Origin of the sequence: Microbacterium hibisci (genome assembly GCF_015278255.1) — a bacterium.
In the GTDB taxonomy this organism is placed as follows: domain Bacteria; phylum Actinomycetota; class Actinomycetes; order Actinomycetales; family Microbacteriaceae; genus Microbacterium; species Microbacterium hibisci.
The window spans coordinates 150,800-163,644 of record NZ_JADIJC010000004.1 but is presented as its reverse complement, the minus strand read 5'-3'; the positions used below and the strand labels follow the sequence as shown (position 1 = coordinate 163,644).

11 protein-coding genes are annotated in these 12,845 nt (G+C 72.0%); 8 read left to right on the top strand and 3 right to left on the bottom strand.

Annotated features, from left to right (window positions below; genetic code table 11):
* Positions 1-60: 60 nt before the first annotated feature.
* Complete coding sequence (locus tag IM770_RS09060) at positions 61-1,488, top strand: CCA tRNA nucleotidyltransferase (RefSeq protein WP_203580810.1); 1,428 nt, start codon at positions 61-63, stop codon at positions 1,486-1,488.
* Positions 1,489-1,542: 54 nt separating this feature from the next.
* Here IM770_RS09060 and IM770_RS09055 read toward each other — a convergent pair whose 3' ends face one another.
* Both IM770_RS09055 and IM770_RS09050 read right to left on the bottom strand, forming a co-directional pair.
* Entirely contained in the window at positions 1,543-2,100 is a 558-nt protein-coding gene (locus IM770_RS09055) for a hypothetical protein (protein ID WP_203580809.1), read from the bottom strand.
* Positions 2,101-2,135: 35 nt separating this feature from the next.
* Complete coding sequence (locus tag IM770_RS09050) at positions 2,136-2,564, bottom strand: helix-turn-helix domain-containing protein (RefSeq protein ID WP_203580808.1); 429 nt, start codon at positions 2,562-2,564, stop codon at positions 2,136-2,138.
* Positions 2,565-2,714: 150 nt separating this feature from the next.
* Between IM770_RS09050 and IM770_RS18175 the strand changes: the two genes are divergently transcribed.
* From IM770_RS18175 to IM770_RS09035, 3 genes are all read left to right on the top strand, one after another.
* Positions 2,715-3,917: a globin domain-containing protein gene (locus IM770_RS18175; RefSeq protein ID WP_203580807.1), complete on the top strand. Its 1,203-nt coding sequence runs from the start codon at positions 2,715-2,717 to the stop codon at positions 3,915-3,917.
* 15 nt (positions 3,918-3,932) lie between these two features.
* Positions 3,933-4,808 (top strand): DivIVA domain-containing protein, encoded by an 876-nt coding sequence (locus IM770_RS09040; RefSeq protein WP_203580806.1) that lies wholly within the window; start codon positions 3,933-3,935, stop codon positions 4,806-4,808.
* A gap of 70 nt (positions 4,809-4,878) precedes the next feature.
* Complete coding sequence (locus IM770_RS09035) at positions 4,879-5,256, top strand: group I truncated hemoglobin (protein ID WP_203580805.1); 378 nt, start codon at positions 4,879-4,881, stop codon at positions 5,254-5,256.
* Between the two features lie 105 nt (positions 5,257-5,361).
* On the opposite strand, the gene IM770_RS09030 is transcribed toward IM770_RS09035, so the two are convergent.
* Positions 5,362-6,960: a choice-of-anchor L domain-containing protein gene (locus IM770_RS09030; RefSeq protein WP_203580804.1), complete on the bottom strand. Its 1,599-nt coding sequence runs from the start codon at positions 6,958-6,960 to the stop codon at positions 5,362-5,364.
* A 309-nt stretch (positions 6,961-7,269) separates the two neighbouring features.
* Between IM770_RS09030 and IM770_RS09025 the strand changes: the two genes are divergently transcribed.
* From IM770_RS09025 to IM770_RS09010, 4 genes are all read left to right on the top strand, one after another.
* Positions 7,270-8,676 (top strand): transcriptional regulator, encoded by a 1,407-nt coding sequence (locus IM770_RS09025; RefSeq protein ID WP_203580803.1) that lies wholly within the window; start codon positions 7,270-7,272, stop codon positions 8,674-8,676.
* Between the two features lie 113 nt (positions 8,677-8,789).
* A complete protein-coding gene (gene exaC, locus IM770_RS09020) occupies positions 8,790-10,340 on the top strand; it encodes an acetaldehyde dehydrogenase ExaC (protein ID WP_203580802.1) in 1,551 nt (516 codons plus the stop codon).
* Between the two features lie 111 nt (positions 10,341-10,451).
* Positions 10,452-10,862, top strand: coding sequence for a DUF779 domain-containing protein (locus tag IM770_RS09015; protein ID WP_203581069.1), 411 nt, complete (start codon positions 10,452-10,454; stop codon positions 10,860-10,862).
* 141 nt (positions 10,863-11,003) lie between these two features.
* Entirely contained in the window at positions 11,004-12,812 is a 1,809-nt protein-coding gene (locus tag IM770_RS09010; protein ID WP_203580801.1) for an SLC13 family permease, read from the top strand.
* Positions 12,813-12,845: the final 33 nt, after the last annotated feature.

Genomic DNA, 12,845 nt, shown 5'->3' with positions numbered 1-12,845 from the left:
CTGCGGATCGCGTCGCACCCTTCGCGGGCGGGGGCAGGCGGCCTCGGTAGGCTGGAACCCATGCTCAACATGGCCGAGGGCATCGCGCGCCTCGGCGCGCTCGCCGAGTCCCCCGTCGTCGCCACGCTCGCCCGCGCGTTCGCCGACGCCGGGTTCGACCTGGCGATCGTCGGCGGTCCGGTGCGTGACGCGCTGCTCGGGCGGCGCACCAACGACCTCGACTTCACGACCGACGCGCGGCCCGACGAGATCCTGCGCATCGTCACGCCCGTCTCGACCGCGCAGTGGGACATCGGCCGCGCGTTCGGCACGATCGGCGCTCGCGTCCACGGCGAGCAGGTCGAGATCACCACGTATCGCGCCGACAGCTACGACGGCGTCACGCGCAAGCCGACCGTGGAGTTCGGCGACACCATCGAAGGCGACCTCGTACGCCGCGACTTCACGGTGAACGCGATGGCGCTGCGCGTGCCGGGCCAGACGCTCGTCGACCCGACGGGCGGCGTCGAAGACCTCGTGCGCGGCGTGCTGCGGACGCCGACCGACCCGGCCGTGAGCTTCGGCGACGACCCGCTGCGCATGCTGCGCGCCGCCCGCTTCGCCTCCCAGCTCGGGTTCGGCGTCGACCCCGCCACCGAGGCGGCGATCGCCGAGCTGCGCGGCACGCTCGAGATCGTGAGCCCGGAGCGCATCCAGGCCGAGCTGGTCAAGCTGCTCGCGACCGACGACCCGGTGCGCGGCATCCGCCTGCTCGTCGAGACCGGGCTGATGGGCGAGTTCCTCCCCGAGATCCCCGCATTGCAGCTCGAGGTCGACGAGCACCACCACCACAAGGACGTGTACGAGCACTCGCTCACGGTGCTGCGCCAGGCGATCGAGCTCGAGAAGGCGCGGAACCCGGATGCCGCGCCCGACGTGCCGCTGCGGATCGCGGCGCTGCTGCACGACATCGGCAAGCCGGCCACGCGACGACTCGAGCCCGGCGGCGGGGTGACCTTCTACCACCACGACCTCAAGGGCGCGCGGCTGGCGCGCAAGCGCCTGCAGGCGCTGCGCTTCGACTCCGCGACGATCACGAGCGTCGCGCGGCTGATCGAACTGCATCTGCGCTTCTTCGGCTACTCGGAGGGCGCGTGGACGGATTCGGCGGTGCGCCGGTATGTGAGGGATGCCGACGCCGAGCTCGAGCGCCTGCACATCCTCACGCGGGCCGATGTCACGACGCGCAACGTCAAGAAGGCCGCGCGCCTGGCCCGCGCGTACGACGACATCGAGCGCCGCATCACGGAGCTCGCCGCCCAGGAGCAGCTGGACGCGATGCGCCCCGAGCTCGACGGCAACCGCATCCAGGAGGTGCTGGGGCTGAAGCCCGGCCGCGAGGTCGGCGAGGCGTATCGCTTCCTGCTGGACCTCCGCCTCGACGAGGGCATCGTGGGCGAGGACGAGGCCGAACGGCGGCTGCGGGAGTGGTGGTCCGCCCGGTCGTAGGCGGCGGTGAGCGGGACTCGGGTTCGGCGCTGATGCGGGTCTCGGCGGCTCGAGTCAGCGTGAGCGCAGGTGGCGCGATACGCGCTCGGCGAAGGCGGGGCAGCCGGCGGCCGTCAAGGCCTCGGCGAGGCCCGCGTTCGAGGCGCCGTCGCCGTCGCCGGCGTCCTGCCGTGCGGCATACTGCCGCGCGGCGGCGCTGCGGACGTGCGTCGCCGCGGTGTCGTCCAAGAGGCAGAGGAACTCGTCGGCCGTGTAGACCTCGAACGGCAGCTCGTCGGCGCCTGCGACGTCCCCGGCACGCGAGGAGAGGAGCACATGCGATCCCGAGGACGCGGCGGCCCCGAGCGGGCCGGGCGCGTGCCCGGGGGCCGCGTCGGCCGAGGAGTCGAGCACCTCGTCCAGGCTCGTCGCGAGGAGCTCGCAGCGGCGCTCGGCCGCTCCTTCCCGCCGCTCGGGGTCGCGCGCGACCCATTCCCGGACGGACTCAGCCACGACCTCCGACGTCGAGTGCAGCTGGAACCAGTCGCCGGTCTCGTCGCGCAGGAGCGCGAGCCATTCGAACGGGGCGCGCGCGGCGAGGACGTCGGCGTCGACGAATACCCGTTGGAGCACCCGGTCAGACTACCGAGCGAAGCTTGTCGATCCGCTCAGAGTTCGTCGTCGAGCGCGCGTAGCGCCTCGAGGGCCTCGCGGCGCTCCTGGGCGCGCCGGCGGCGCAGCGCGAGCACGTCGGCGGTGGCGAGGCGGGTGTGGCTGCCCACCGATCGCGAGGGCAGCTCGCCGCTGCGGACCAGCTTCATCAGCGTGGGGCGCGAGACCCCGACGAGCTCGGCCGCGACGGTGGTGGTGAGCTCCTCAGGAAGGGTGCTGACCGAGACGCGACCGCGCGCGAGCCCGCGGAGCACCTGCACCAGGAACGAGTTCAACTCGGGCGACAGGTCGGCCGCGGACGCCCCGCCGGCCGCGAGGACGAACTCCAGCCGACCCGGATCGGCTGCCCTCTCCAGGAGATCGGCGGCCTGCGCGCGGAGGTCCTCTTCGACGAGAACTGTCCCGTTCGTCAACAACACGGTCATAAGGCCCCCCGACCCGTGACGCGCCGCAGACGGAAGCACGGCGCACGTGCATGATATCCGGTTGCACCTGCACGTGGAGGCTTTGCACATATAGGTGCAACGCACTAGCGTCGGCCTTTATCGACCGCCGACGGAGGGGATACGACACAGGTGGATGCGGAAGCGCTCAAGCGGACCTGGGCTCAGGTCGCCGCCCACGGGGACGCGGTGCCCGGGTACTTCTATGCGCATCTGTTCCTGGCCCACCCCGAGACCCGTGATCTGTTCCCGGTCGCGATGGCCGCCCAGCGCGACCGGCTCGTCAAGGCGCTCGGTCACATGGTCAGCAACGTCGACCGCGTCGGCGACGTGGTCCCCTACATCGAGGACCTCGGTCGTGACCACCGCAAGTTCGGCACGATCGCCGGCCACTATCCCGCGGTGGGCGCGTCGCTGCTGGCCACGCTGAAGCACTTCCTCGGCGACGCGTGGACGCCCGAGCTGGCGGCCGACTGGGCCGACGCCTACGGGTTGATCGCCACCACGATGGTGACCGCGGCCGAGGCGGTGGAGTCCGAGCCGGCGACGTGGGCGGCCGAAGTCGTCGCGACCGAGCGGCGCGGCATGGACGTCGGCACCGTGACGATCCGCCCCGACGACCGGTACCGGTATCAGGCCGGGCAGTCGCTCGCTGTCGAGATCCCGCAGCGGCCGCGCCAGTGGCGCTACCTCTCGCCGACGCACGCGCCGCGCGCCGACGGCACCATCACCTTCCACGTGCAGCTCGTCGCCGGCGGCCAGGTCAGCGGCGCGCTGCTGCGCGATGTCTCGGCCGGGGACCGGGTGCGGCTCGGCCCGCCCATCGGCGAACTCCTCACCCTGCCCTTCGGCAGCGAGTGGCCCGACCTGCTCCTCGTGGCCGGCGGCACGGGCCTCGCCCCCCTCCTCGCGGTGCTCGACCAGGTCGCCGGACGCCACGCGTCGCGCGGCGACGGCCCGCGCGTGGCGCTGTACCACGGGGTGCGGCATCCGTGGGGCTTCTATGCGAAGCAGGAGATCGACCGCTACGCCGACGCGCCGTGGCTCACGGTCGGCTACGCGGTGTCGGACGACCCCTCGTATCCCGGACCCCGCGGACTCATCGGCGACATCGCCGCCGCGGACGGGCCGTGGGACGACCGCCTCGCGATGGTGTGCGGCTCGCCGCGCATGGTCGACCACACCATCGCCGTCCTGCGTCGCGCGGGACTCGACGAGCACAGCATCCGCAGCGAGAAGTACGAAGACCCGTTCACCCAGCAACCCCGCGTCACCGGCGATCAGGCTCACTCCCCGGAACTGGTCCGGTCGGGCACCGCGAGGGGAACCCAGTAGAGGGCAGAGACGACCATGACCGCGACCCGATCCGCATCCATCACGCCCGAGTCCCTCCGCGACGCATCGTTCTCGGACGAGCGCAGCGGCTACTCCCGCGCCGAGGTGCAGGCGGTCCTGACCGCCGCGGCCGACGCGCTCGAGCTCGCGTGGCGCAACAACGACGCCCTCACCGCGAACGTCGGCACCGAGGACGGCGAGATCTCCAGCCGCGCCGTGCTGCTGCTCAGCAGCGCGCAGCGCATCGCCGACGACGCGGTCGCCGAGGCCGAGTCCTACGCGAAGGACCTGATCGAGACCGCCCGCAAGCAGTATCGCGAGATCATCGAGCGCGCGCAGCACGTCGCGCACTCGATCGAGAAGCAGGCCGCCGCGCACCCCGGGCAGGTGGCGGCTGCCGCCGCCGCCGCAGCTCCGGCCACCGGCGCCATCCCCGTGGCGGGTGCCGTCGGCGCCGCCCCCGCCGCCGACCCGTGGGCCGCCGATCGTCCGCCGGCGCTCGCCTTCGCGACCGACGACCTCGCGGCGGCCGGACCGGCGTCGCCGGACGAGGTCGTCCGCGCCCGCCAGTTCGCCCGTATGGCCACCGCCCAGGTGCACTCGCTGCTCGAGTCCATCGAACGCGAGCTCGGCCGCCTCGGTGCGACGCCCGCGCGGATCCTCCCGCCGGACCCGGCCGGGCGTGCCGTCCCCGCGGAGCCCTTCGCGGCCGCCCCGGAGCCCTTCCCGGAGTCCTTCCCGGCTGCGCGGCAGCCCGAGCCGGCCGCCCCGCAACCCGAGTCCGCGCGGCGGGACGGCTTCGCGCCCGGCGCGGAGCCTGAGCCCGCACCGGCGCCCGCGCCCGCCGCGGCCGAAGGCTTCTGGCGCCGCCGAGGTGCCGGGGAGAACTGAGCACCCGGCCCAACCCGTGGTCGACCTCGGCCCACAGCATCCATCCCCCTCTCACGATCGGAGCACCCGCATGACCGACACGACTGAAGCGACGCTGTACCAGCGCCTCGGCGAGGGCGACGGCATCGCCGCCGTCGTCGACAGCCTCTACCGCCGGATCCTCGGCGACGAGACGCTGGCGCCGTTCTTCTCCGAGACCCGCATGGTCGAGCAGAAGCGCCACATGGCCCTCTTCCTCGCCGCCGCGGCCGGCGGTCCCGACGGCTACCGCGGCAAGGACCTGACCGTGGCGCACGCCGGCCGCGGCATCACCGACGCTGACTTCGACCGCGTCATCGGCCACGCCGCCGCCGCGCTCGAAGAGGCCGGTGTGGACGCCGACGCCATCGCGCAGGTCGCCGGTGCCCTGATGCCGCTGCGCGAGAAGGTCGCCACCGCGGCGGCCTGAGAGCACCCCCGCCCGTCGGGCGCGAGAACGGCCCGGGTCGCCGGAGCGACGCGCGTGCGCGCCGACCGACGGCCCGGACCGAGCCTCCTCTCGAGGAGGGATGGATCAGCCGACTCCCGGGTCCTCCCACTCCGGGCAGTCGGCCGGACCGGCCTGCACGAAGGTGGTGTTGTTGTTCGCCGCGTCCAGCGCCTTCGACAGCGACAGGTCGTCGGTGCCGCTGGTGAGCGACGCCGCGGCGTCGGCCATCAGGCCCGCGATGGTCGTGTAGCCGAACGAGTTCGCGCTCGCCGCCGTCGGCGCGTAGACGATGGCCGTTCCGGCGGTCATGCCCGACGCCACGTTCAGCGCCATCGCGGCGAGCTGCGCCGACAGCATGTACGACGGCGTGCTCGCGTTGGCCGCCCGCAGCCAGGTGCGGAACGAGCTGTAGCTCGCCGGGTCGAACGTCGCGCCCCCGGCCTTCTCCAGCGGCAGCGCGACCAGCGTCGCCAGCGCTCCCGGCGTCGCCTTGAACGACGCCTCGCCGTTCTTGTTCTGCCAGTACCCGAGCGTGTGCCCGCCGCCCTCGCCGAGGCAGAGGTTGCCGAAGCTCACATCCGTCGTCTCACCTTCGGCCACCGTCACCTCGACGCTGTCGGGCGAGACGTGCGTCCATCCCTCGAGCAGTCCTTCGCTGACCGTGTAGTCACCGGCCGCGACGTCGACCTGCACGGTGCCGTCGCCCTGGGTGACGGTGTCGATCGGCGTGACGCCGTCGGTGATGCTGATCGGCCACGAGCCGATGCCCGGCTCGCCGGCATCGCGGCTGCCGTTGGCGTTGGCGTCGTAGTACTTCAGAGCGGCGATGGTGCCCGGCTCGGGCGCGGTCACGCAGTCGGGGTCGTCGCCGTCGACCAGCGTGTCGCCGTCGTTGTCGATCATGTCGTCGCAGATCTCGGGCGGCGTCGTCGTGATGCCGTTGCCGCGCAGCAGCACCCACGTGTCCAGCTGCTCGTCGCCGCTGTCGGCGAGGACGAGCTTCATGGTGTTGGGCACGTTCGGCGTGACCGCAGCCGTGCATGTCAGGACGACGGTGAGGCCGTCCATCTCGGTGTCGATCGCTGCGGCGGTGTTGTCGCGGAAGAGCGCCGCATTCGTCGTGCCGTTGATCGAGTCGACGGTGACGGGCGTTCCCGCCTCGACGGTCGCGCAGTTGGTTCCGTTCACGTAGAAGGCGAAGACATCATTGAACCCCTGGCCCACCCACTCGTTGTACTCCTCCGAGCCGAAGACGTAGCTGATGTAGACGGTCGCCGCGTCGGGGACGAAGTCGAACGAGAGAGCAACCGCGTCGAACGTGTCGTCGCCCGACAGCGCGCTGAGATCGGCGTCGCCCGGCGTCCCCACGATGGTCGACGTGTTGCCGGCGTCGTTGGGACCAGGGAGGTTGCCGACGTCGCCGCTGGACAGGACGGCCCCGGCCCCGAAGCCGTAGGTCGTCAGAACCGGGTCTGCGAACAGCCCCGCCTGATTGGAGCCGCCGGTCAGGGCGACATTGGACACGGTGATACCGCTGCCGGCGATGGCTTCCGCCACCTGCGTCGGTGTGATTCCTCCCGAGACCGGCTGCACGGTCGTCGCGGCCGATGCCGGCAGCGCCGAGACCGCGACCAGTGAGGCCGAGACGGCCATGATCGCCACGAAGGCATGCTTTTTGAACATCAGAATGATCCCCCCACGGGATACCCCAGACAAAGGGTCGGCCCCGCGCCGACCCACCCGCGCTACATCGTCCTCCTGCTCTCCGACGAGCACAAGACCCCCGTGAACAGGGCTTTCCGTGCGCCCCGCGGCGAGGACCCTGCCCGCGAACGGCTCCCCGGCGGTGAGACCCTGCCCGCGAACGGCGCCGTGCGGGAACCCACCCTCTCGCGATTGCGAAACCGCGAGAGGGTGGATCTCCGCGGGCGACGGCGCGCGACGCCGCACCTACACTGGACGCACGCTCCACCGACGTCGATCGGAGCCGCCGTGTCCTCACCGTGGTCGCACCGGCGGGAGGTGTCGCCCGAGACCTCGCGCCTGCTCATCGAGCGTGCGCATGACGAGCTCGTCGCGGGGAATGCGGGCGATGAGCGCCTGCGCGACGTCCGCATGCTCGTCCGCGAGTCGTGGCGTCGTTCGCTCGACAGTCTGGTGGGCGCCGAGGCGCTGCCGCCGCTGGATCTCACGGCCGAGGAGCTCGAGGCCTACCGCCGGGCGCATCCGCTGGCCGGCGTGATCGACATGGTGCGCGGGCTGCTGCTGCCGGGCGAGGCATCCGAATCCGGCGTCGTCGTGGCTGTCGGCGATGCGTCCGGCCGGCTGCTGTGGGTCGAGGGCGACCGGCATGTGCGCCGACTCACCGGCGACATGGGGTTCGTCGAGGGCGCCAACTGGTCGGAGGACGCGGTCGGAACCGCGGCGCCCGGCACCGCTCTCACCCTCGATCGATCGGTGCAGATCACCGGCGCCGAGCACTTCAACCGGCTCGTGCAGCCGTGGTCGTGCACCGCGGCACCCGTGCACGACCCCGAGACGCGCCGCATCCTCGGTGTGATCGACGTCACCGGGGGGCTCGAGGCGGTGACCCCGCAGGCGCAGCTGCTGGTGGATGCCACGGCCCGGGCGATCGAGGGCGAGCTGCTGGTGGCCCGGCTGCGGGCGCGGGCCGCGGCACCGCAGACTCCGGCACCGCAGACTCCGGCGCCGCGACGCCCGTCGCGCGGCACCAGCCGGCGGCCCGAGCCCACCCGCGTGACCCTGCACGTGCTCGGGCGCGACCGTGCGCTGCTCGAGGTCGCCGGCGAGGGGACCGACACCGTCTCGGAGCTCGGACCGCGCCACGCCGAGCTGCTGCTCATGCTCGCGCTCCACCGGCACGGCCTGTCGGCCGAGCGGCTGGGCGAGCTCGTGTACGGCGAGCCCGACGACAGGGCCGCCGGACCGGGTGCGACCACCGGCGGCGCATCGAGGGCGTCGGTGACGCTCCGCGCCGAGATGGTCAGACTGCGCAAGGCGCTCGCGACCGCCGCACCCGCCCTCGTGCCCGAGTCGCGGCCGTATCGCCTCGCGGTGGAGGTCGAGACCGACGCGCACCGGGTGCTGTCGCTCCTCGACCGCGGCGCACACCGCGTGGCGCTCGCCGCCTACCGCGGCGACGTGCTCCCCGACTCGGTCGCGCCTGGCGTGGAGGAGTTCCGCGACACGGTCCGCCAGGCGCTGCGCGAAGCACTCATGGCCGAGGCATCCGTCGACGTCCTCCTCGCGTTCGCCGAGACGGATGCCGCCGCCGGCGACGTCGAGCTGCTCCGGCTCTGCCTCACCATGCTTCCTCCCCGCTCGCCCCGGCGCGCCGGCCTCGTCGGGCGGATCGAGCGGCTCGAAGCCGACCTCTGACCTGGAGCCGCAAGACCCTCGGCCGGACGCTCGCAACGTTCTGCAACGTGGCGCGGCCTACGTTCGACGCATCGCGACGACGACCGTCGCGGACAGCGTCGAAGGAGACCAGCATGACCATCGTCGAAGAGGGCGTCTCGAGCGTCTACGCCGCCCCCGGGCAGCGCGGCTCGATCGCCGACTACCGCCCCCGCTACGGCCACTACATCGGCGGCGAGTGGGTCGAGCCCGTCAAGGGCGAGTACTTCGAGAACATCTCGCCGGTGAACGGCAAGCCCTTCACCGAGGTCGGCCGCGGCACCGCCGAAGACATCGACCGTGCCGTCGACGTCGCGTGGCGCGCTTTCGAGAGCTGGAAGCGCACGACGCCCGCCGAGCGCGCGAACATCCTCAACAAGATCGCCGACCGCATCGAGCAGAACCTCGAGCGGATCGCCGTGGCCGAGACCTGGGAGAACGGCAAGCCGGTCCGCGAGACGCTGGCCGCCGACATCCCGCTCGCCGTCGACCACTTCCGCTACTTCGCGGGCGTCCTGCGCGCGCAGGAGGGCTCGCTCAGCCAGCTCGACGACGACACCGTCGCGTACCACTTCCACGAGCCGCTGGGCGTGGTCGGCCAGATCATCCCGTGGAACTTCCCCATCCTCATGGCCACGTGGAAGCTCGCTCCGGCGCTCGCGGCCGGCAACTGCGTCGTGCTCAAGCCGGCCGAGCAGACGCCCGCCTCGATCCTGTTCCTGTTCGACATCATCGGCGACCTCCTCCCGGCCGGTGTGGTCAACATCGTGAACGGATTCGGGATCGAGGCCGGAGCGCCGCTCGCGCAGCACAAGCGCATCCGCAAGGTCGCCTTCACGGGCGAGACCACGACCGGCCGCCTCATCATGCAGTACGCGTCGCAGAACCTCATCCCCGTGACGCTCGAGCTCGGCGGCAAGAGCGCGAACGTGTTCTTCGAGGACGTCGCCCGCGACACCGGCGACTCCTACTACGACAACGCCCTCGAGGGCTTCACGTTCTTCGCCCTCAACCAGGGCGAGGTGTGCACCTGCCCGTCGCGCGCCCTCATCCAGCGGTCGATCTACGACCGGTTCCTCGGCGACGGACTCGACCGCGTGGCGAAGATCGTGCAGGGCAACCCGCTCGACCCCGCGACGATGATCGGCGCGCAGGCCTCCAACGACCAGCTCGAGAAGATCCTGAGCTACATCGACATCGGCAAGCAGGGCGGTGCGAAGCTGCTCGCCGGAGGCGAGCGCGTCGACCTCGGCGGCGACCTGTCGGGCGGCTACTACGTGGCGCCGACCGTCTTCGAGGGCACCAACGACATGCGCATCTTCCAGGAGGAGATCTTCGGCCCGGTGGTCTCGGTCACCTCGTTCGACGACTTCGACGACGCCGTCTCGATCGCCAACGACACGCTCTACGGCCTGGGCGCCGGCGTCTGGAGCCGCTCCGGCGACACGGCGTACCGCGCCGGCCGCGCGATCGAGGCCGGCCGCGTCTGGACGAACACGTACCACCAGTACCCCGCCCACGCGGCGTTCGGCGGCTACAAGCAGTCCGGCATCGGCCGCGAGAACCACCTCAAGATGCTCGACCACTACCAGCAGACGAAGAACCTCCTCGTGTCGTACGCCGACGGAGCGATGGGCTTCTTCTGATCCGCCTGCCGGTCCCTCCGGGGGGTCTCGGGGCCGGCACCCATGACCCGGGCGGCGTGCCCCACACTCGCCGCCCGGGTCGCCCTCGCACATGAGAAGGAGCTGGCGACGATGGAGGAGCGCACGTACTCACGCGTGGCGGTGACGGATGTCGCGGCATCCCTCCTGCGGCAACTCACCGCGCAGCACGGACCGCTCATGTTCCACCAGTCCGGCGGCTGCTGCGACGGCAGCGCACCGATGTGCTACCCGATCGGGATGTTCCTCGTCGGGCCGTCGGACGTGAGACTCGGCGAACTCGACGTCGGCCGCGACCCTGCGACGGACTCAGGTACGGCTGAGCCGATCGAGGTCTTCATCTCGGAGGCACAGTTCGAGTACTGGAAGTACACGCACCTCACCATCGACGTCGTCCCCGGGCGCGGTGCCGGCTTCAGCGTCGAGGGTCCGACCGGCAACCGCTTCATCATCCGGTCCCGCATGCTCGACGATGCGGAGCTGGCGAGCTTCGGGCTCGTGTGAGCGGCGTAGCTCAGCCGACCTCGGCCCTCTCTCGGGCGACGACGGCGGTTCCTTCGAGACGACCCTCCCGGTCGTCGTGACCCGTCGATAGCATTCGCACGGCGGCCGGTCGCACGGGCCCGGCCCTCGGCGGAGGTTCCGATGAGCGGCGACCTGATCCTGGTCCTCGTCCTGCTGGTCGTCACGATCGTGCTGTTCGCGATCGGGCGGCCGCGCATGGACGTCGTCGCCGTCCTCGTGATCGTGGCGCTGCCGCTCACCGGCGTGCTGACCGTCCCCGAGACCCTGGCCGGCTTCGCCGATCCCAACGTCATCCTCATCGCGGCGCTGTTCGTGGTGGGCGAAGGGCTCTCGCGCACGGGCGTCACCTACCGCCTCGGCGACTGGCTGGCCGCGCACGCCGGCCGCAGCACACCGCGACTCATCGTGTTGCTGATGCTCTCGGTGGCCGCGCTCGGCGCCGTGATGAGCTCGACGGGCGTCGTCGCGATCTTCATCCCCGTCGTGCTGAGCATCGCCGCGCGCACCGGCCTCTCGCCGCGGCAGCTCATGATGCCGCTCAGTATGGCCGGCCTCATGAGCGGCATGCTCACCCTCATCGCGACGGCCCCGAACCTGGTGGTCGACGCCGAGCTGCGCCGCCACGGACTCGACGGCTTCGGGTTCTTCAGCGTCACGCCCTTCGGCCTCGTGGTGCTCGCACTCGGCATCGGGTACATCCTCGTCGCGCGGCGGTTCCTGGGCGACGACGCCGGCGCCGCCCGCCGCGGCCGCCGCAGCTTCCGGAGCCTCATCGCCGACTACGACGTCGACAGCCGGACCGCCCGCTATCGCGTCGGGCCGGGCTCGCCCCTCGTCGGCCACAGCCTCGCCGACGCCGACTTCGCGCCGTCGCTCAGCTCGGTGCTGGGACTCGAGCGCGCCCGGTTCCTGCGCGGCACGGTCCTCGCCACGCGCGGCGACACCGTGGTGCAGCGCGGTGACACGCTCGTGCTCGACATCTCCCCGTCCGCGGCCGACCGGCGACGCCTCGACCTCGAGCGGCTCGACGTGGCCGGGGGCTTCTTCGACGCCTATGCGCGGCAGGTCGGCATGGCGGAGGTCATCGTGACGCCCGACTCGGTCGCGCTCGGCCGCACGATCCGCGAGCTGCGGTTCCGCACCGAGTACGAGGTGACGGTGCTCGGCGTGCGGCACGCCGGTCACGCGGCCGGCGAGGACTTCACCGACCGCCGCCTGCGCGCCGGCGACACGCTGCTGGTGGCGGGCTCCTGGGCCGCGGTGCACCGATTCCGTGAAGAGGCACGCGACTTCGCGCCGATGGACCTGCCCGCCGAGGGCGACGAGGTCGCCCCCGCGGCCGACCGCGCGCCGTTCGCGCTGCTGAGCCTCGCGGTCATGATCGTGCTGATGGTCACCGGCATCGTGCCGAACGTCATCGCCGCGCTCCTCGCCGCGCTCATGATGGGCCTCTTCCGCGCGATCGACATGCCGTCGGCCTATCGCGCGATCCACTGGCCGACGCTGCTGCTGATCGCCGGCATGCTCCCGTTCGCGCAGGCGCTCGAGGTGACCGGCGGCATCGATCTGGCCGCCGACGCGCTGCTGAGCGCGTTCGGCGGTGCGGGCCCGTCGCTCGTGCTCGCCGCGCTGTTCGTGACGACGGCCGTGATCGGACTGTTCGTCTCGAACACCGCGACCGCCGTGCTGATGGCGCCCATCGCGATCACCGCCGCCGAGCACCTCGGAGCGTCGCCGTACCCGTTCGCGATGATCGTCGTGCTCGCGGCGTCGTCCGCGTTCATGACACCGGTGTCGTCACCGGTGAACACCCTCGTCGTCGAGCCGGGGCGGTACCGGTTCGGCGACTTCGTGCGGCTGGGCGTGCCGTTCACCGTCGTGGTGCTGATCGTCAGCGTGGTGATGGTGCCGCTCGTCATGCCCCTGTAGGGCAGGCAGGCGGATGCCGGCGACCGGAGCCGC